Consider the following 17975-nt stretch of genomic DNA (forward strand, 5'->3'; position numbering starts at 1 on the left):
ATTAAGCCGCCGACCGGGGCGGACAAAGCAGCCATCGGCGCGACGGCGTGTAAGCCTTTTGCCATAGCGACGCCAAACGCGCTTCCCGCCTTCGGAATCGCGGGTGAATCATGCCGGGCGATCTTCCGGCTGGCCGGCCAGGCGCGCCGGAATCAGCCGCCGCAGCGGCTTGCCGATCACCCGGCGCAAAGCCGGGCTGTGCAGGCACACCGCGCCCGCCAGCCCGACCAGACACCCCAGCACCGTGTCGTAGAAGCGCGCCTCGATCAGCGCCGACGCCGAACCATGGCCCAGGGTGGCAGCCTCGGCCAGCAGGATGGTCAGCGGCGTGATGAAGATCGCGGCAAAGGCGTAATGCCGCACCACGGCGGTCTCCACGACGAAGCACAGCACCATCATCAGCAACGGAATGGTCCACTTGTCCAGCGGCATCAGCAGCATGCCCCAGGCCACCAGCAGGCCGATGCCGGTGCCGAGGATGCGCTGCAGCTGCTTGTTCCACACCGCACGCAGCGTGGCGCCCTGGATCACCGCCAGGCAGCTGACCGGAACCCAGTAGGCCTTCTCCAGCTGCAGCAACTGGGCGAGCGCCAGCGAGAGACCGACGAACACGCCGATCAGCAGCGAATCGAACACCACATAGTCGAAGCTCGCCGGCGGCAGCGGCTCCACCGGTTGCGGCGCCTGCAGCCGCAGCACGTACAGGCTGTAGAAGAAGGCGATCAGCGCCGCCAGCAGCGTGCCCATGCCCAGCAGGCCGACCATCAGCGGCACCTGCAGCACGTCCAGCGGCGTGTACATGCCGATGGCGGCAGCCATGATGATGAACAGGCTGCTCGGCATACCGGTGCGGTAGAAACGGCAGACCATCGTCACCAGCATGGTGATGAATATCAGCACAGGCACCATCGTCCACGGCCAGAAATGGCTCATCAGCCCCAGCGTGTAGCAGGCGAGCATGCCGAAGGCGCAGGCCATCAGTGTGACCATGCGGTGCGACAGCGGCGTCGCCGGCAGATAGAGGAACACCAACCCGCCGAGGGACGACACCAGACCGTAATCGAGGCGATCGAACCAGGCGCCGACGCACAGCGGCAAGCCGGTGGCCAGCGCCGCGGCGAAAGGCATCTGCCAGCGCCGGTCGCTGGGATGAATGGTGGTCAGCAGGCGCAACTGCTCGCCCAGCAGCTCGAGCATTCGCTGCCATCGGTTTCGCATCGCGGGCTCTCCTCGTGAGGTCAGGATCGGCCTCGGTGGCCGGACATTCTACTTCCGCCCCGTCGCGTGGCGGCCGTCTATGCTCAAGGTTCGGCAAAACGTGCACGCGGAAGGAGACCAGCCATGCTCGATGTGCAGTTGTACCGCTACAACCCGGAACGCGACGACGTGCCCTACATGCAGACCCTGCAGATACCGGACGAGCTGCGCCAGCGCATGGTGCTGGACGTCCTGGAGTATCTGCGCGAGCAGGACCCGTCGCTGGCCTACCGCCGCTCCTGCCGCGAAGGCGTGTGCGGCTCGGATGGCATGAACATCGGCGGCAAGAACCGCCTGGCCTGCGTCACCCCGGTGCCCGAAGCGCTGGACAGCACCGGTCGCCTGGTCATCCGGCCCTTGCCCGGCATGCCGGTGATCCGCGATCTGGTGGTCGATCAGAGCCAGTTCTTCCGGCAATACGAACGCATCCGTCCGTGGCTGATCAACGACCAGCCGACGCCGAGCATCGAGCGCCTGCAGTCACCGCAGCAGCGCGCGCAGCTCGACGGCCTCTACGAATGCATCCTCTGCGGCTGCTGCTCGTCGCAATGCCCGTCGTGGTGGTGGAACCCGGAAAAGTACATCGGTCCGGCCGGTCTGCTGCAGGCCTGGCGCTTCATCGCCGACAGCCGCGACACCGCTGCCGCCGAGCGGCTGGCGGATCTGGACGATCCGTTCAGCGTGTTCCGCTGCCGCAGCATCGGCAACTGCAGCTGGGTTTGTCCGAAGGGACTCAACCCGATGGGCGCGATCGGCCATATCCGTCGTGAGCTGCTGGCGCGGGGCACCTGACCGAGCGGCCGAAACCAGTAGTGGCACTTTGCCTTAACGATGTTTAATCTCTGCCACCGCCGCGGCCCCGCCGCTCCCGAGCTCAGCCGCCAGCCGTCATGGACCGCCACCGCCCTTCCGCCACTTCTGAAGCCTCGCCGCCGCCACGCCGGTCACGTGCGAGCGCGCTGGTTTCGCTGGGTTATGTCCTCGGCCTGCTGCTGGTCTTCGCCTTCAGCCTCTATCTGCTGCCGGCACACACCGGGGTCGGCAAGCTCCTCTGGGGCAACTGAACCGCGCGAAGCCCGACCGGCGGTAGCTACTTTGGTAGCAGCCCCATAGTTGCATAGCCGCCCGCCGCGCATGCTCGTAACGTCGCCTTGAAAGCAGTGCATCCGTCCTGCAGCCTCACGAGCGAAGCCGTCATGCTGTCAATTCTTCGATCCCGCTCCGGTGCCCGTCAGGGCGATGGTGTCACCAGCCTGCTCGGCAGCGCCGCGCAGTTGCCCGAACAACTCGCGGCGCTGCGTCTGGAGCCGACCTACATTGCCGGCTTCGTCTCGCCGCATGTCGATCTCGATGCGGTCGCACGCCTGATCCGCCAGCGCTTCCCGCAGGCGGTCATCAGCCTGTGCACCACCGCCGGCGAGCTGTCGAGCCAGAATACCCAGCTGTACTGCAGCACCGGTGCGCATTGGGATCGCGTGGCGCTGCAACTGTTCGACGCCAGCGTGATTGCCGCTGCCGAGATCGTCCACGTACCGCTGGAATGCGAGGACATCCGCGGCCAGGGCACGCGCCTGAGCATGGCGCAACGCATCGCCCGGCTGACCGAGTCGCTGCGGCGCCTGCAGGTGAAGATGCCGATCGACTATCGCGACACCCTGGCGAACATCGTCTTCGACGGCCTTTCGGCGTCCGAATCGTTCTTCATGGAAGCGCTCTACGAATCCGGCCGCTTCCCCTGCTTGTTCGTCGGCGGCTCGGCCGGCGGCAAGCTCGACTTCAAGGCCACCCAGCTGCATGACGGCACGCGTGCCTACCAGAACCATGCGCAGATCGTCTTCCTCAAATGCGCCCGCGACGTGCGCTTCGGCGTGTTCAAGAGCCAGAACTTCGAGCCGACCGCGCTCAGTCTCAGCGTCCTCAGCGCGTCGCTGGAAGACCGCTACATCAGCCAGGTGGTCGATGCGCGCGGCAACATCCGTTCGATGGTCGCCGCCCTCTGCGAGGCGCTGCATTGCACGCCGGGCGAGCTGGAGGCGCGGCTGGCGGATTATTCCTTTGCCATCCGCGTCGGCGAGGAGGTGTTCGTGCGCTCGATCGCGCGGATCGACTTCGCCAACGAGCGCGTGCACCTGTTCTGCGACGTCGCCCCCGGCGAGGAGCTGGTGATGGTCAAGCGCACCCCGCTGGTGGAAGCCACCCGCCGCGACTTCCAGCGCTTCATGCGCGACAAGCCCGGCCGGCCGCTGGTCGGTATTCTCAACGACTGCATCCTGCGCCGGCTGAACAATGCCCAGTCGCTCGACGGCATGCACGCGGTGTTCGGCGACACGCCGGTGCTCGGCTACTCCACCTTCGGCGAGATCCTCGGGCTGAACCTGAACCAGACGCTGACGGCGGTGTTCTTCTTCCGCACCAGCGATCAGGCCGGGTTTCGCGACGAATACACCGACAACTTCATCGCCTACCACGGCGAGTTCAAGGCGTTCTTCCTGCGCCGGCAGATCAAGAAACTCACCGGTCTGAGCCAGGTGGTGGTCAAGCAGATCGACCAGTTCAAGCGCCAGGACTACCACAGCAGCCTCGACATCAACGGCCTCGACGAGCATATCCGCCCGGTGTTCCGCGGCCTCGCCGATCTCGGCGCGGTGCTGCTCGATGCCGACCGCCAGCGTCAGCACATGGCCGACCAGCTGAGTCAGTGCGCCACCGACCTGCACGGTTCGATGGACGAACTGGCGCTGACCATCGACCAGCAGGCGCAGGTGATCGACCAGGCCGGCACGTCGGTCAGCCAGATGGTCGATCAGGCCGATGCGGTGGTCGGCAGCGCGCGCGCCCTGGCGCAGTCGAGCCAGCGCATCCAGTCGGTGGTGCAGACCATCCAGCAGATCGCCGGACAGACCAACCTGCTGGCGCTCAACGCAGCGATCGAAGCCGCGCGCGCCGGCGAGATGGGCCGCGGCTTCGCCGTGGTCGCCGACGAAGTTCGCAAGCTGGCCGAGATCACCCGCCGGAACGCCGAGGAGATCGGAACCGACATCGACCGTCTGGCCGATGCCATACGTGCGGTGGCGCAGCACATCGAGAGCCAGTCGGCGGACGTCGGCTCGCTGACCGATGTACTCGAAGCGCTGCAGAGCACCAGCGAGGCCACCGCCGGCACGTCGCGGCGGACCAAGGGCGTCGCCGACCATCTGCTCGGCCTGACCACCCACTGAGTTTCGCCGCGGCAACGAAAAAGGGCGTGCCGAAGCACGCCCTGTTTACTTTCCGTCCGCTCAGAAGCGGTCGCGCAGCACCAGCTCGTCGAACGGCAGCTTGCCGACGCGCGGCTTGGGCTCGACCGTGCGCTTGCCCACCGCGACCATCAGGCCAATCACATGGTTGGCCGGCAGCTTGATCAGCCGCGCCACGGCATCGAAATCGAAGCCGTCCATCGGGCAGGAGTCCAGCCCCTTGCCGCGCGCCGCCAGCATCAGCGTCTGCGCCAGCAGGCCGCAGCTGCGCATGGTCTCGTCGCGCTGCACCTGCGGCTTACCGCGGTAGTAATTGTCGATGGCGCCGGCCATGTAATCCTGCACCTGCTCCGGCGCACCTTCCCAGACGCGGCGCGCATCCGCTTCCCAGCTGTCGAGCTTGGCGCAGACCACCACCAGCATCGAGGCCTCGGTCATCTGCGCCTGGTTCCAGCCCACCTCGCGGATCTGCGCGCGCAGCGCCGGATCGCTGACCTCGACCAGTCGCACGTGCTGCAGGTTGAACGCCGACGGTGCGTGCAGCGCCAGGCGCAGCAGCTCGTCCTTCTCCTCGCGGCTGAGCTGGAAGTCAGGATCGTAGGCTTTGATCGCACGGCGGCTCTGGATGGCGTCTTCGATGGTCATGGGCTTCTCCCGAATCAAGAATGGCCGCCATGCTAGCGACGCGAAATGATCGAAACCACCGGTACTTTCCGATCAAACCGATCGAGCAGCACGATACTTTGCGCGGCGAACGCCCACGAAAAAGCCGCCCGAAGGCGGCTTTTGTTGAACGACGGATCGCAGCTTAGAGTTGCGGGCCGGCGTTCTTGATGGCGTCGGAGACGTCGAACTTCTTGAAGTTCTCGACGAACTTGCCTGCCAGCTCCTTGGCCGCCAGATCGTAGGCGCTCGGGTCAGCCCAGGTATTGCGCGGGTTGAGCAGCTGGGTTTCGACGCCCGCAACGGCCTTCGGCACGTCCAGGTTGATGATCGGCAGGTGCTCGGTTTCGGCACCGACCAGCGCGCCGCTCTGGATCGCCGCGATCACCGCGCGGGTGGTCGGGATGTTGAAGCGCTTGCCGACGCCGTAGCCACCGCCGGTCCAGCCGGTGTTGACCAGATAGACCTTGGAGCCGAAGGCGTTGATGCGCTTGATCAGCAGCTCGGCGTACTCGCCGGCCGGACGCGGGAAGAACGGCGCGCCGAAGCAGGTGGAGAAGGTCGACTTGATGCCGCTGCCCGAACCCATTTCGGTGGAACCGACCAGCGCGGTGTAGCCGGACAGGAAGTGGTAGGCCGCCTGCTCGTTGTTCAGGATCGACACTGGCGGCAGCACGCCGGTCAGGTCGCAGGTCAGGAAGATCACCGCTTTCGGCTCGCCGCCGAGGTTCTTCTCGGAACGCTTCTCGACGTGCTCCAGCGGATAGGCGGCGCGGCTGTTCTGCGTCAGGCTGGCATCGGCGTAGTCGGGCAGGCGGGTCTGCTCGTTAAGCACGACGTTTTCCAGCACGGCGCCGAACTTGATGGCCTTCCAGATCACCGGCTCGTTCTTCTCGGACAGGTCGATGCACTTGGCGTAGCAACCGCCCTCGATGTTGAACACGCGACCCACGCCCCAGCCGTGCTCGTCGTCACCGATCAGGTAACGCGATTCGTCGGCCGACAGGGTGGTCTTGCCGGTGCCGGACAGGCCGAAGAACAGGGTGGTGTCGCCGTCTTCGCCGATGTTGGCAGCGCAGTGCATCGGCAGCACGTCGACGTCGGGCAGCAGGTAGTTCTGCACGGAGAACATGGCTTTCTTCATTTCACCGGCGTACTGCATGCCAGCGATCAGCACTTTCTTCTCGGCGAAGTTGAGGATCACGCAGCCGTCGGAATGGGTACCGTCACGCTCCGGCTCGCAAACGAAGAACGGCGCGTTGAGGATGCGCCACTCGCTCTTGCCGGCCGGGTTGAAGGCGGTCGGCTCGATGAACAGGCAACGGCCGAACAGGTTGTGCCAGGCGGTTTCGGTGCTCATCTTCACCGGCAGGTAGTGCTCGGGGTCAGCACCAACATGCACGTGGGAAACGAAGCTGTCACGCTCGCCGAGGTAGGCTTCGACGCGGTTCCACAGCGCCTCGAACTTGCCGGCCGGGAACGGGCGGTTGATCGGCCCCCAGGCGATGTGGTGCTGGGTGCTCGGCTCTTCGACGATGAAGCGGTCAGCCGGAGAACGACCTGTGCGGTGCCCGGTCTTAACCACCAGAGAGCCATTGGCAGCCAGCTCACCCTCACCGCGCTTGACGGCTTCTTCAATCAATTGCGCGATGCTGATGTCGGTGTACACGGCGTTGGTCGCTTGCGTCATGAGTGTCCCCGTCGGCCCTGGGCCGATTCCTCCATGCTGTTGTAGTGCACCAGACGGTGAACTACATCGAAAAAAGTGCGCGCGATTATGCCAGAAAACACGGCGCGCTGGGTATGAGCCCGTGATGGCCAAAAGGTTCACTGTGGCATGGCGCCATCAGTGACGGGTATCCGAGGCCGGCTGAATGCCACCACCGGCAAACAGCTGGCCGATGTCGGCAGCATCGAAGACGTAGTGTTCGTTGCAGAACTGGCAATCCACGGTGATGGTGCCGCCCTGCTCCTGCAGCAGCTGTTCGGCATCGTGCTGGCCCAGGCTGACCAGCGCATTGGCCGAACGCTCGCGCGAGCAACTGCAGCGGAAACGGATCGGCTGCGCCTCGAACAGCCGCAGCGGTTCCTCGTGGTAGAGCCGATGCAACACGGTCTCGGTATCCAGCCCCAGCAGTTCCTCGGCGCTGAGCGTATCGGCCAGGGTGCGCAGGTGCTGCCAGCTGGCTTCGCGCTCTTCCGGATCGTGGATGCGGTCGGCCGGCAACTGCTGCAGCAGCAGGCCGCAGGCGCGGCGGCTGTCGGCGGCGAGCCAGAAACGGGTCGGCAGCTGCTCGGAGGCGGCGAAGTATTCCGACAGGCACGCGGCCAGGTCGACGCCCTCCAGGCCGACGATGCCCTGGTAACGCTGGCCCTTGGCCGGTTCGACGGTGATCGCCAGCATGCCTTCGGGCATCAGCTCGCGCAGGGTCGCGTCCGGCGCGATCTGCTCGGCGTGGTAACGGGCAATACCGCGCACCTCGCGGTCGCTGGAGCATTCGACCATCAGCAGCGGCACCGGCCCTTCGGAGCGCGCCTGCAGCGACAGCAGGCCGTCGAACTTCAGCGTGCCGACCAGCAGCGCCGCGGCGGCCAGCAGCTCGCCGAGCAGCTGAGCGACCGGTTCCGGGTAGGCGTGCTTGGCCAGCACGTGCTGGTAGCTTTCGGCGAGCGTGGCGGTTTCGCCGCGCACGTCGTTGTCGTCGAAGAGAAAGCGTTGGGTCTGGTCGGACATGCCGGATGCTCGCAAGGTGGCCGCGGAAAAAGTCGTGCATTTTACACGAAGCGTCGGCACCCCGAGGCACCCGCCGTCGATTCGGTGGACCGGTCGTGGAGTCGGCCGTTCCCTGCCGCTCAGCCCTTGAATGCGCGCAGCAGCTCGATCTGCCGACGCTGCTTCTTGCTCGGTCGGCCGTCGGTCTGCACGCCGAGCGCGCCGGCCTTGCGCTGCGCCGCTGCTTCTTCGCGGCGCGCCAGGCTGTCGGCGGTTTCCTCGTAGAGCAGCTGGGCCTGCGGCGCGCCCCGGCGCACTGCCGACAGCTCGCGGATAATCACCGTGCGCTCGTCGAAACCGATGCGGATCACCAGCTCGTCGCCGACCCGCGGTTCCTTGCTCGGCTTGCAGCGCTCGCCGCGACAGTGCACCTTGCCGCCCTCGATGGCTTCCTTGGCCAGCGCGCGGGTCTTGAAGAAGCGCGCGGCCCACAGCCACTTGTCCAGGCGCACCTTGTCGTCGTCTTTTTCGCTCATGTTCAACCTGCGTTTCGCCTTGTGGTCTCAGCCGTGTGCAGTTGTCATGCACCACGACTAGAATGCCCGCAAATCTCATGGATGCCACGCTTGGACTGTCTCGATCCCCACACGCTGATCGGCCTGCGCGAATGGGTCGCCCTGCCCGAACTGGGCGTGGTCGGCCTGCGCGCGAAGATCGACACCGGCGCCAGCACCTCGGCGCTGCACGCCACCGAGATCAGCGAATTCGAGCGTGACGGCCAGCCCTGGGTGCGTTTCACCGCGCATCTGGGCACGCTGGTCCAGCGCCGTCATCGCTGCGAGGCGCCGCTGGTGGCGCACAAGACGATCAAGAGCTCCAACGGTCAGGTGCAGACGCGCTACGTGGTGCGCACCCTGCTGGCGCTCGGCGACCATGTCTGGCCGGTCGAATTCACCCTGACCTGCCGCAAGACCATGCGCTACCGCCTGCTGCTCGGCTCCAAGGCGCTGGTCGACGGGCAATGGCTGATCGACCCGTCGCGCTCCTATATCCAGGACAAACCCCAGGTTCTCACTTCCCCCGGTGCCCAATGAAAATCGCCGTGCTGTCGCGCAATCCGCGCCTGTATTCCACCCACCGCCTGGTCGAAGCCGGCCAGCAGCGTGGCCATGAGGTGGTGGTGATCGACACCCTGCGCGCCTACATGAACATCGCCAGCCACAAGCCGCAGATTCATTACCGCGGCAAGCCGCTGGAGGGTTTCGACGCGGTGATCCCGCGCATCGGCGCCTCGGTGACCTTCTACGGTTGCGCGGTGCTGCGCCAGTTCGAGATGCAGGGCGTGTTTCCGCTCAACGAGTCGGTGGCGATCGCCCGTTCGCGCGACAAACTGCGCGCACTGCAGCTGCTGTCGCGGCGCGGCGTCGGCCTGCCGGTGACCGGCTTCGCCCACTCGCCCGACGACATTCCCGACCTGATCCAGATGGTCAACGGCGCGCCGCTGGTGATCAAGGTGCTCGAAGGCACCCAGGGCATCGGCGTGGTGCTGTGCGAGACCGAGAAGGCCGCGGAATCGGTGATCGAGGCGTTCATGGGCCTCAAGCAGGACATCATGGTGCAGGAATACATCAAGGAGGCCGGCGGCGCCGACATCCGCTGCTTCGTCGTCGGCGACAAGGTGATCGCCTCGATGAAGCGCCAGGCCAAGCCCGGCGAATTCCGCTCCAACCTGCATCGCGGCGGCACCGCCAGCCTGATCAAGATCACCCCGGAAGAACGCATGACCGCGATCCGCGCGGCCAAGGTGATGGGCCTGAACGTGGCCGGCGTCGACATCCTGCGCTCCAACCACGGCCCGCTGGTGATGGAGGTCAACTCTTCGCCGGGCCTGGCCGGCATCGAGGAAACCACCGGCAAGGACGTTGCCGGGCTGATCATCGAGTACCTGGAAAAGAACGGTGGCCCGCACCTGACCCGCACCAAGGGCAAGGGCTGAACGCCGCGCGCTGACAGCCGGCGCGCGCTCGCCATCAGGTTTTTATCGCATCCCTCGGCAGCAGCAGCCCCAGCGGCAGGCTGACCCGCGCCTCCAGGCCGCCACCCTCGCGGTTGCGCAGCTCGACGATGCCGCCGTGCTGGTTGGCGATGCGCTTGACGATCGCCAGCCCCAGGCCGGAGCCCTTGCCACCGCGCGCGCGGTCGCCGCGGATGAACGGGTTGAAGATGCCCTCCAGCTCGCTCGGCGCGATGCCAGGCCCGCGGTCGAGCACGCTGAGCACCACGTACGGCGCATTGCTGTCGCCGGTTACCGAGGCGGCGACCTCCACGCCTTCGCCGCCGTAGCGCCGGGCGTTCTCGATCAGGTTGACCAGCAGGCGCTTGATCGACACGCGGCGCAGCGCCAGTTCCGGCATCGGCTCGACGCACAGGCGCACCGTCTCCTCGTGCTGGTTGTACGGCGCCACCACCTCGCGGATCAGCTCGCCCAGGTCGAGTTTTTCCACCGGCTCGTCGCTGCCGTCACGGACGAAGGCGAGGAACTGGTCGAGGATCGCATCCATGTCCTCGACGTCGCGGATCATGTCCTCGGTCAGCTCGTCGTCGCCGGCCATCAGTTCCAGCGACAGGCGCAGGCGCGTCAGTGGCGTGCGCAGGTCATGCGACACCCCGGCGAGCATCAGCTCGCGCTCGCGCCCGGCCTGCTCGACGTCCTCGGCCATCTGATTGAAGGCGCGATACACCTCGGTCATCTCGCTCGGCGTATCGCCGATTGGCAGGCGCACGCTGCGGCCCTTGCCGATCTGCCGCGCGGCGTAGACCAGCCGCTTGAGCGGCAGGTTGAGCTGGTTGACGAAAATCCAGGCTGCCGCCGTCGACAGCAACCCGATGCCGAGGAACCAGCCGAGCACGCTCCAGATGCGCTGGCCGCGCAGCGGATAGGCATACAGCGGCACCCGCACCCAGTCCGCACCAAGCTCCGGCGCCCGCACCCAGATCGCGGTGGACGGCTGGATGCGCACCCGCACCTCGGTCTCGGCGCCAAGCTCGGCGCGCATCTGCCGCTGGAAGATGTCGGTGTAGGGCCAGTGGTACTCGCCGCGCGGCACCTGCAGTTCCGGCACCGTCTGCAGGCCGGCGGCGCGACCGATGCGGGCGCGGTCGGCATCGTCCGCCGCCCAGTAGGCCCGCAGCGTCAGCGCTGCGCCGTGGCTGTACTGGCGGTCCACCAGCACGTCCTCGTTGGCCATCAGGTAGAACAGCGTCAGCACCTTGGAGAACAGCACCACCACCAGTACCATCCACAGCGTGCGGGCGAAGAAGCTTTGCGGGAACCACAGCGGCGCTTTCACCCGCGGCACGCCTCGCGCCGCGCGCTGCCAATGGCCGCGCAGGCTGCCTGCGCCACCTGCCGCCGGCAGCCTGCGTGAAAGGCGAGTTTCACTTGTTGCCGTCCGGCACGAACACGTAGCCCACGCCCCATACGGTCTGGATATAGCGCGGCTTGGACGGATCAGGTTCGATCAGCCGGCGCAGGCGCGAAATCTGCACGTCGATGGAGCGCTCCAGCGCGTCCCACTCGCGGCCGCGGGCAAGGTTCATCAGCTTGTCGCGGGTCAGCGGCTCGCGGGCGTGCTGCACCAGCGCCTTGAGCACGGCGAACTCGCCGGTGGTGAGCATGTGCACCTGATCGCCGCGCGTCAGCTCACGGGTCGCCAGCGACAGCTGGTAATCGCCGAAGGTGACGATCTCCTCCTCGCTGCCCGGCGCGCCCGGCACCTGCGGCGTCTGCCGGCGCAGCACGGCGCGGATGCGCGCCAGCAGTTCACGCGGATTGAACGGCTTGGCCAGGTAATCGTCGGCGCCCTGCTCCAGGCCCTGAATGCGGCTGGCCTCGTCGCCCTTGGCAGTGAGCATGATGATCGGAATCTGGTTGTTGCTCTCGCGCAGGCGCCGGCAGGCGGACAGGCCATCCTCGCCGGGCATCATCAGATCGAGCACCACCAGCTGGAACAGCTCGCGGCTGAGCAGGCGATCCATCTGCTCGGTGTTCTCCACGGTCCGCACGCGGTAGCCCTGCTCGTCGAGAAAGCGCTCGAGCAGGCGCCGCAGACGGGCGTCATCATCGACGATGAGGATCTTTTCACCTTCGTTGGTGGACGCAGTGCTGCTCATGGGAACTCCAGGATTTATTGACGGCGCATTATGCGCCTGCGGATGAAAAGGCATTCGTCAGCCATTGTTAGCAGATTTTGCGGGCGAAGCGGTCGTCGATACGCCGCGCTTTTTCGTCCGCAGCGCCGCAGCAAGCCGGCCGCTGCCTTTATACTCCCGCGCTTTCGCGCAGGCCCGGCCTGCATGGTTCGACTGACCCAGGTAGCTTCATGGACAGCATCAACTCCCGTATCGCCAACGAGCTGGGCGTGCGCCCGCAACAGGTCGCCGCCGCCGTGGCGCTGCTCGACGAAGGTTCCACCGTGCCCTTCATCGCCCGTTACCGTAAGGAAGTCACTGGCAGCCTCGACGATACCCAGCTGCGCAATCTGGAGGAGCGCCTGCGCTACCTGCGCGAGCTGGACGAGCGCCGCGTCTCGATCCTCGCCAGCATCGAGGAACAGGGCAAACTGACCCCCGAGCTGAAGCGCGAGATCGATCTCGCCGACACCAAGACCCGCCTCGAAGACCTCTACCTGCCCTACAAGCAGAAGCGCCGCACCAAGGGGCAGATCGCCCTGGAAGCCGGCCTTGGCGAGCTGGCCGATGCGCTGTTCGGCAATCCGGAGCTGAATCCGGAGCAGGAAGCCGAGCGTTTCATCGACGCCGAGAAGGGCTTCGCCGATGTGAAAGCGGTGCTCGAAGGCGCCAAGTACATCCTCATGGAGCGCTTCGCCGAGGACGCCGACCTGCTGGCCAAGCTGCGGGACTTCCTCAAGCACAACGCCACCCTCAGTGCCCGTGTAGTGCCGGGTAAGGAAAGCGAAGGTGCCAAGTTCAGCGACTACTTCGAGCATGACGAAGTACTGAAGAATGCCCCGTCGCACCGCGCGCTGGCGATCTTCCGCGGACGCAACGAGGGCATCCTCAGCGTCAGCCTGAAGGTCGGCGACGAGGCGCCGGGCAGCATGCACCCGGGCGAAGGCATGATCGGCGAGCGCTTCGGCATCGCCAACCGCGGCCGCGCCGCCGACAAGTGGCTGGGCGAGGTGGTGCGCTGGACCTGGAAGGTCAAGCTCTACACCCATCTGGAAACCGACCTGCTCGGCGAGCTGCGTGACAAGGCCGAAGACGAAGCCATCTCCGTATTCGCCCGCAACCTGCACGACCTGCTGCTGGCCGCGCCGGCCGGCCCGCGCGCGACCCTGGCGCTCGATCCGGGCCTGCGCACCGGCTGCAAGGTCGCGGTGGTCGACGCCACCGGCAAGCTGCTGGAAACCGCCACCGTCTACCCGCACGCGCCGCGCAACGACTGGGACGGCACCCTGGCGATCCTCGCCAAGCTCTGCGCCAAGCACGCCGTCGACCTGATCGCCATCGGCAACGGCACCGCCAGCCGCGAGTCGGACAAGCTGGCCGGCGAACTGATCAAGAAGGTGCCGGGCCTCAAGCTCACCAAGATCATGGTCAGCGAAGCCGGTGCCTCGGTGTACTCGGCCTCGGAACTGGCGGCCAAGGAATTCCCCGATCTGGACGTATCCCTGCGCGGCGCCGTGTCCATCGCCCGCCGCCTGCAGGACCCGCTGGCCGAACTGGTGAAGATCGACCCGAAATCCATCGGCGTCGGCCAGTACCAGCACGACGTCTCCCAGCTCAAGCTGGCGCGTTCGCTGGATGCGGTGGTCGAGGACTGCGTGAACGCCGTCGGCGTCGATGTGAATACCGCCTCCGCCGCGCTGCTGGCGCGCATCTCCGGTCTCAACGCGACGCTGGCGCAGAACATCGTGCAGTTCCGCGATGCCAATGGCGCGTTCAAGTCCCGCAGCGAGCTGAAGAAGGTCCCACGTCTGGGCGAGAAGACCTTCGAACAGGCCGCCGGATTTCTCCGCGTGATGAACGGCGACAACCCGCTGGACGCCTCGGCGGTGCACCCGGAAACCTATCCGCTGGTCAAGCGCATCGCCGCCGATACCGGTCGCGACATCCGCTCGCTGATCGGCGACTCGGCGTTTCTCAAGCGCCTGGACCCCAAGCAGTTCACCGACGAGACCTTCGGCTTGCCCACCGTCACCGACATCCTCAGCGAACTGGACAAGCCCGGCCGCGATCCGCGTCCGGAGTTCAAAACTGCCGAGTTCCAGGATGGCGTCGAGAAGCTCAGCGATCTGGAGCCGGGCATGGTGCTCGAAGGCGTCGTGACCAACGTGACCAACTTCGGCGCCTTCGTCGACATCGGCGTGCATCAGGACGGTCTGGTGCACGTGTCGGCGCTCTCCGAGAAGTTCGTCAAGGACCCGTATGAAGTGGTCAAGGCCGGCGATATCGTGAAGGTCAAGGTCATGGAAGTGGACATCCCGCGCCAGCGCGTCGGCCTGTCCATGCGCATGAGCGATACCCCCGGCGAGAAGACCGACGGCCCGCGTGGCGGCGGCAAGCCACGCGGCAACGCGCCACGCAGCGAGCGCCATGCCAAGGAAGACAAGCCGGCGCCGGCCAACGCGGCGATGGCCGCGCTGTTCGCCAACGCCAAGCAGTTGAGGAAGTAGGCATGAGCATGCAAGTCGAGGCCGTCGGCAGCTCCAGCGCGTTCGGCCGCCTGCTCGGCCTGGAAATCCATCAGGTCGGCAACGGCGAGGCCGTGCTCGGCCTGACCATGCACGACGGCCTGCGCAACCTGCACGGCAAGCTGCACGGCGGCGCACTGTTTTCGCTGATCGACACCGCCATGGGCCAGGCCAGCCACAGCCTGGGCGACGGCTCGCCGAACAGCGTGACGCTGGAATGCAAGGTCAACTACATCCGCCCGGTCACCGATGGCGAGCTACGCTGCCGGGCGTGGGTGGTGCATGGCGGCCGGCGCACCCAAGTGCTCGAAGCCGAGGTGCATCAGGGCGACAAGCTGATCGCCAAGGCGCAGGCCACCTTCGCCTGCCTGTAACGCCGCGCCACCAATCCTGTGCCCGCGCAAACGCCGCTCTTGTACAGCGGCGTTTGCGTCCCCATATTGGGCCGACTGTCGCGTGAAGGAATCCACAAGTTGAGCGATCTTCTCTCTCATCGTCTGGCACTGCTGGCCGAGCAAACCAACCTGCCGCTGCTCAGCCAATGCCTGCACGGGATCGAGCGCGAATGCCTGCGCGTCGATGCGAACGGCCAGCTGGCCCACACCACGCATCCGCGCGCCCTCGGCTCGGCGCTGACGCATCCGCAGATCACCACCGACTATTCCGAGGCGCTGCTGGAGTTCATCACCGGCACCGACCAGGACCCGCGCAACACGCTGGCCGAGCTGGAGACCATCCACCGGTTCACCTACGCCAAGCTCGACGGCGAATTCCTCTGGAGCCCGTCGATGCCCTGCCTGCTGCCGGACGAGGCGGACATTCCCATCGCCGAATACGGCAGCTCCAACGTCGGCCGGCTCAAGCACGTCTACCGCCAGGGTCTGGCGCTGCGTTACGGCAAGACCATGCAGTGCATCGCCGGCATTCATTACAACTTCTCGCTGCCCGAGCAGCTGTGGGCGGTGCTGCAGGCCGACGACGGCGATCCGCGCAGCGCGCAGGACTATCGCTCCAGTCGCTACATCAGCCTGATCCGCAACTTCCGTCGCTACAGCTGGCTGTTGATGTACCTGTTCGGCGCCTCGCCGGCGCTGGATGCCGGCTTCCTGCGTGGCCGCGCGCACCAGCTCGAATCGCTCGACGAGCACACGCTCTACCTGCCTTGGGCGACCAGCCTGCGCATGAGCGACTTGGGTTACCAGAACAACGCCCAGGCCGGTCTGACGCCCTGCTACGACGACCTGCCCAGCTATACCGAAAGCCTTTACCACGCGGTCTCCACGCCCTATCCCGAGTACGTGGCGCTGGGCACCAAGGATGCCGCCGGCAACTGGCAGCAGCTCAACACCAACGTGCTGCAGATCGAAAACGAGTACTACTCCAACATCCGCCCCAAGCGCGTCACCGCGGTCGGCGAGCGGCCGCTGCAGGCGCTGCGGGCGCGCGGCATCCAGTACATCGAAGTGCGCTGCCTGGACATCAACCCGTTCCTGCCGCTGGGTATCGACCTCGGCGAGGCGCGCTTCCTCGATGCCTTCCTGTTGTTATGCGCGCTGGATGACAGTCCTTGTCTGGCCGAAGGCGAATGCGGCGCGGCCACCGACAACTTCCTCAAGGTGGTCAAGGAGGGTCGGCGTCCGGGCCTGGAACTGCGCCGCCGCGGCGAGAACGTGCCCCTCACCGTATGGGCCGACGAGCTGCTCGACGGCATCGGTCGTGTTGCCGCGCTGCTCGACCGCAGCCACGGTGATGCGCGGCATACCGAGGCGCTTGCGGAACAGCGCGCTAAGGTTGCCGACAGCCGCCTTACCCCGTCGGCACGCGTGCTCGAGGAGCTGCGCCGCAGCGGCGAGAGCTTCAGCCGATTCGCCATGCGCCAGACGCTCCGCCATGCCGAGCATTTCCGCGCAGAGCCGCTGGCCGCCGAGGTGCTGGCCGGCTTCGAGGCTGCGGCGCGCCAGTCGCTGGAACAGCAGGCGGCGACGGAAGCCGCGGACCGCCTGGATTTCGACAGCTTCGTCGCCGACTACCAGCGCAGCCTCGACGCCTGACCGTTGCCTGCGGCGGGCGCGATGCCCGCCGCCAGCGCCTCAGAGCGCTTTTTCGAAGATCTTCGAGTTGCGCTGGAAGTTGTACAGCGAGGCGCGTGCCGCCGGCAGATGCTCGACGCCGATCGGCTCGAAACCGCGCTCGCGGAACCAGTGGGCGGTGCGCGTGGTGAGCACGATGAGTTTCTTCAGCCCCAGCTTGCGCGCACGCTCCTCGATGCGTTCGAGCAGCTCGTCGCCGCGCCCGCCATGGCGGTATTCCGGGTTGACCGCCAGACAAGCCAGCTCGCCGGCATCCGAATCGGCGATCGGATAGAGCGCCGCGCAGGCGATGATCAGCCCGTCGCGCTCGACGATGCTGAACTGCTCGACCTCGCGCTCCAGCACCTCGCGCGAGCGCCGCACCAGGATGCCCTGCTCCTCCAGCGGGGTGATCAGGTCGATCAGCCCGCCGACGTCCTCGATGGTCGCCTCGCGCAGCTGCTCGAACTGCTCCTGGGTCACCAGGGTGCCGGCGCCGTCGCGAGTGAACAGCTCGTTGAGCAGCGCGCCGTCGTCGGCGTAGCTGACCACGTGACTGCGCCGCACACCGCCGCGGCAGGCCTGCGCGGCGGCGTCGAGCAGCTCGGCCTGGTACTGGCTGCCGAGGCGTTCGACGTAGGCCGGAATCTGCTGCGGGCGCAGCTCGCGCACCAGCCTGCCGCTCTCGTCGAGCAACCCGGTCTCGGCTCCGTAGAGCACCAGCTTGTCAGCCTGCAGGTCGATAGCGGCCCGGGTGGCGACATCCTCGCAGGCCAGGTTGAAGATCTCCCCGGTCGGCGAGTAGCCCAGCGGCGACAGCAGCACGATGGTGCGCTCGTCGAGCAGGCGGCCGATACCCTTGCGGTCGATGCGCCGCACCTCGCCGGTGTGGTGCAGGTCGACACCGTCGAGCACGCCAATCGGTCGCGCGGTGACAAAATTTCCGCTGGCCACGCGCAGCCGCGCGCCCTGCATCGGCGAGGCGGCCATGTCCATCGACAGCCGCGCTTCCAGCGCGATGCGCATCTGCCCGACCGCATCGATCACGCATTCCAGCGTCGCCGCATCGGTGATGCGCAGGTCACGGTGATAGCGCGGCTCGATGCCGCGCGCCGCCAGGCGCGCCTCGATCTGCGGGCGCGAGCCGAACGCCAGTACCAGACGCACGCCAAGGCTGTGCAGCAGCACCAGGTCGTGGACGATGTTGGCGAAGTTGGCATGCTCCAGGCCGTCGCCCGGCAGCATGACGACGAAGGTGCGGTCGCGGTGCGAATTGATGTACGGCGAGGAGTCGCGAAGCCAGGTGACGTAGTCGTGCATG

General features: G+C 66.5%; 16 protein-coding genes. 8 read left to right on the forward strand and 8 right to left on the reverse strand.

Annotated features, from left to right (window positions below; genetic code table 11):
* Positions 1 to 108 precede the first annotated feature (108 nt).
* A complete protein-coding gene (locus AC0ZJQ_RS17760; RefSeq protein ID WP_476477027.1) occupies positions 109 to 1218 on the reverse strand; it encodes an FUSC family protein in 1110 nt (369 codons plus the stop codon).
* Between the two features lie 123 nt (positions 1219 to 1341).
* Between AC0ZJQ_RS17760 and AC0ZJQ_RS17765 the strand changes: the two genes are divergently transcribed.
* From AC0ZJQ_RS17765 to AC0ZJQ_RS17775, 3 genes are all read left to right on the forward strand, one after another.
* Positions 1342 to 2049: a succinate dehydrogenase iron-sulfur subunit gene (locus AC0ZJQ_RS17765; protein WP_476477028.1), complete on the forward strand. Its 708-nt coding sequence runs from the start codon at positions 1342 to 1344 to the stop codon at positions 2047 to 2049.
* Between the two features lie 98 nt (positions 2050 to 2147).
* Positions 2148 to 2321 (forward strand): hypothetical protein, encoded by a 174-nt coding sequence (locus AC0ZJQ_RS17770; protein ID WP_165593822.1) that lies wholly within the window; start codon positions 2148 to 2150, stop codon positions 2319 to 2321.
* A gap of 132 nt (positions 2322 to 2453) precedes the next feature.
* A complete protein-coding gene (locus AC0ZJQ_RS17775; protein ID WP_155550859.1) occupies positions 2454 to 4475 on the forward strand; it encodes a methyl-accepting chemotaxis protein in 2022 nt (673 codons plus the stop codon).
* A 60-nt stretch (positions 4476 to 4535) separates the two neighbouring features.
* On the opposite strand, the gene AC0ZJQ_RS17780 is transcribed toward AC0ZJQ_RS17775, so the two are convergent.
* The 4 genes from AC0ZJQ_RS17780 to AC0ZJQ_RS17795 all read right to left on the reverse strand — a co-directional run bounded on the left by AC0ZJQ_RS17780 (position 4536) and on the right by AC0ZJQ_RS17795 (position 8405).
* Positions 4536 to 5138: a nitroreductase family protein gene (locus AC0ZJQ_RS17780; RefSeq protein ID WP_167134220.1), complete on the reverse strand. Its 603-nt coding sequence runs from the start codon at positions 5136 to 5138 to the stop codon at positions 4536 to 4538.
* 163 nt (positions 5139 to 5301) lie between these two features.
* Positions 5302 to 6846, reverse strand: coding sequence for a phosphoenolpyruvate carboxykinase (locus AC0ZJQ_RS17785; RefSeq protein ID WP_476477029.1), 1545 nt, complete (start codon positions 6844 to 6846; stop codon positions 5302 to 5304).
* A 156-nt stretch (positions 6847 to 7002) separates the two neighbouring features.
* Positions 7003 to 7890 (reverse strand): Hsp33 family molecular chaperone HslO, encoded by an 888-nt coding sequence (gene hslO / locus AC0ZJQ_RS17790; protein WP_237262709.1) that lies wholly within the window; start codon positions 7888 to 7890, stop codon positions 7003 to 7005.
* A 119-nt stretch (positions 7891 to 8009) separates the two neighbouring features.
* A complete protein-coding gene (locus tag AC0ZJQ_RS17795; protein WP_234302937.1) occupies positions 8010 to 8405 on the reverse strand; it encodes an RNA-binding S4 domain-containing protein in 396 nt (131 codons plus the stop codon).
* A gap of 90 nt (positions 8406 to 8495) precedes the next feature.
* On the opposite strand from AC0ZJQ_RS17795, the gene rimB reads away from it, so the two are divergent.
* Positions 8496 to 8963 (forward strand): retropepsin-like aspartic endopeptidase RimB, encoded by a 468-nt coding sequence (rimB, locus tag AC0ZJQ_RS17800; RefSeq protein ID WP_155550862.1) that lies wholly within the window; start codon positions 8496 to 8498, stop codon positions 8961 to 8963.
* Positions 8960 to 9865: a 30S ribosomal protein S6--L-glutamate ligase gene (gene rimK / locus AC0ZJQ_RS17805; protein WP_008569430.1), complete on the forward strand. Its 906-nt coding sequence runs from the start codon at positions 8960 to 8962 to the stop codon at positions 9863 to 9865. The genes rimB and rimK overlap by 4 nt, the downstream gene beginning before the upstream one ends.
* A gap of 34 nt (positions 9866 to 9899) precedes the next feature.
* Here the strand turns inward: rimK and AC0ZJQ_RS17810 are convergent, their stop codons facing one another.
* Together AC0ZJQ_RS17810 and ompR are read right to left on the reverse strand one after the other, a co-directional pair.
* Positions 9900 to 11219: an ATP-binding protein gene (locus tag AC0ZJQ_RS17810; RefSeq protein WP_008569429.1), complete on the reverse strand. Its 1320-nt coding sequence runs from the start codon at positions 11217 to 11219 to the stop codon at positions 9900 to 9902.
* A gap of 88 nt (positions 11220 to 11307) precedes the next feature.
* Positions 11308 to 12042 (reverse strand): osmolarity response regulator transcription factor OmpR, encoded by a 735-nt coding sequence (ompR, locus tag AC0ZJQ_RS17815; RefSeq protein ID WP_476477030.1) that lies wholly within the window; start codon positions 12040 to 12042, stop codon positions 11308 to 11310.
* Between the two features lie 209 nt (positions 12043 to 12251).
* Between ompR and AC0ZJQ_RS17820 the strand changes: the two genes are divergently transcribed.
* The 3 genes from AC0ZJQ_RS17820 (at position 12252) to gshA (ending at position 16636) form a co-directional block, all read left to right on the forward strand.
* Positions 12252 to 14567 (forward strand): Tex family protein, encoded by a 2316-nt coding sequence (locus tag AC0ZJQ_RS17820; RefSeq protein ID WP_476477031.1) that lies wholly within the window; start codon positions 12252 to 12254, stop codon positions 14565 to 14567.
* Between the two features lie 2 nt (positions 14568 to 14569).
* Positions 14570 to 14959: a PaaI family thioesterase gene (locus tag AC0ZJQ_RS17825; RefSeq protein WP_003286746.1), complete on the forward strand. Its 390-nt coding sequence runs from the start codon at positions 14570 to 14572 to the stop codon at positions 14957 to 14959.
* A gap of 99 nt (positions 14960 to 15058) precedes the next feature.
* A complete protein-coding gene (gene gshA, locus AC0ZJQ_RS17830) occupies positions 15059 to 16636 on the forward strand; it encodes a glutamate--cysteine ligase (RefSeq protein ID WP_476477032.1) in 1578 nt (525 codons plus the stop codon).
* Positions 16637 to 16675: 39 nt separating this feature from the next.
* On the opposite strand, the gene argA is transcribed toward gshA, so the two are convergent.
* A complete protein-coding gene (argA, locus tag AC0ZJQ_RS17835; RefSeq protein ID WP_008569410.1) occupies positions 16676 to 17974 on the reverse strand; it encodes an amino-acid N-acetyltransferase in 1299 nt (432 codons plus the stop codon).
* Position 17975 lies beyond the last annotated feature (1 nt).

It is taken from the genome of Stutzerimonas sp. 21-1, assembly GCF_056336065.1.

Excerpts from the sequence above, each read along its gene's own strand:
- AC0ZJQ_RS17760 (WP_476477027.1), bottom strand. The coding sequence starts at position 1,218 with ATGCGAAACCGATGGCAGCGAATGCTCGAGCTGCTGGGCGAGCAGTTG.
- AC0ZJQ_RS17765 (WP_476477028.1), top strand. The coding sequence starts at position 1,342 with ATGCTCGATGTGCAGTTGTACCGCTACAACCCGGAACGCGACGACGTG.
- AC0ZJQ_RS17770 (WP_165593822.1), top strand. The coding sequence starts at position 2,148 with ATGGACCGCCACCGCCCTTCCGCCACTTCTGAAGCCTCGCCGCCGCCA.
- AC0ZJQ_RS17775 (WP_155550859.1), top strand. The coding sequence starts at position 2,454 with ATGCTGTCAATTCTTCGATCCCGCTCCGGTGCCCGTCAGGGCGATGGT.
- AC0ZJQ_RS17780 (WP_167134220.1), bottom strand. The coding sequence starts at position 5,138 with ATGACCATCGAAGACGCCATCCAGAGCCGCCGTGCGATCAAAGCCTAC.
- AC0ZJQ_RS17785 (WP_476477029.1), bottom strand. The coding sequence starts at position 6,846 with ATGACGCAAGCGACCAACGCCGTGTACACCGACATCAGCATCGCGCAA.
- hslO (WP_237262709.1), bottom strand. The coding sequence starts at position 7,890 with ATGTCCGACCAGACCCAACGCTTTCTCTTCGACGACAACGACGTGCGC.
- AC0ZJQ_RS17795 (WP_234302937.1), bottom strand. The coding sequence starts at position 8,405 with ATGAGCGAAAAAGACGACGACAAGGTGCGCCTGGACAAGTGGCTGTGG.
- rimK (WP_008569430.1), top strand. The coding sequence starts at position 8,960 with ATGAAAATCGCCGTGCTGTCGCGCAATCCGCGCCTGTATTCCACCCAC.
- ompR (WP_476477030.1), bottom strand. The coding sequence starts at position 12,042 with ATGAGCAGCACTGCGTCCACCAACGAAGGTGAAAAGATCCTCATCGTC.
- AC0ZJQ_RS17820 (WP_476477031.1), top strand. The coding sequence starts at position 12,252 with ATGGACAGCATCAACTCCCGTATCGCCAACGAGCTGGGCGTGCGCCCG.
- AC0ZJQ_RS17825 (WP_003286746.1), top strand. The coding sequence starts at position 14,570 with ATGAGCATGCAAGTCGAGGCCGTCGGCAGCTCCAGCGCGTTCGGCCGC.
- argA (WP_008569410.1), bottom strand. The coding sequence starts at position 17,974 with ATGCACGACTACGTCACCTGGCTTCGCGACTCCTCGCCGTACATCAAT.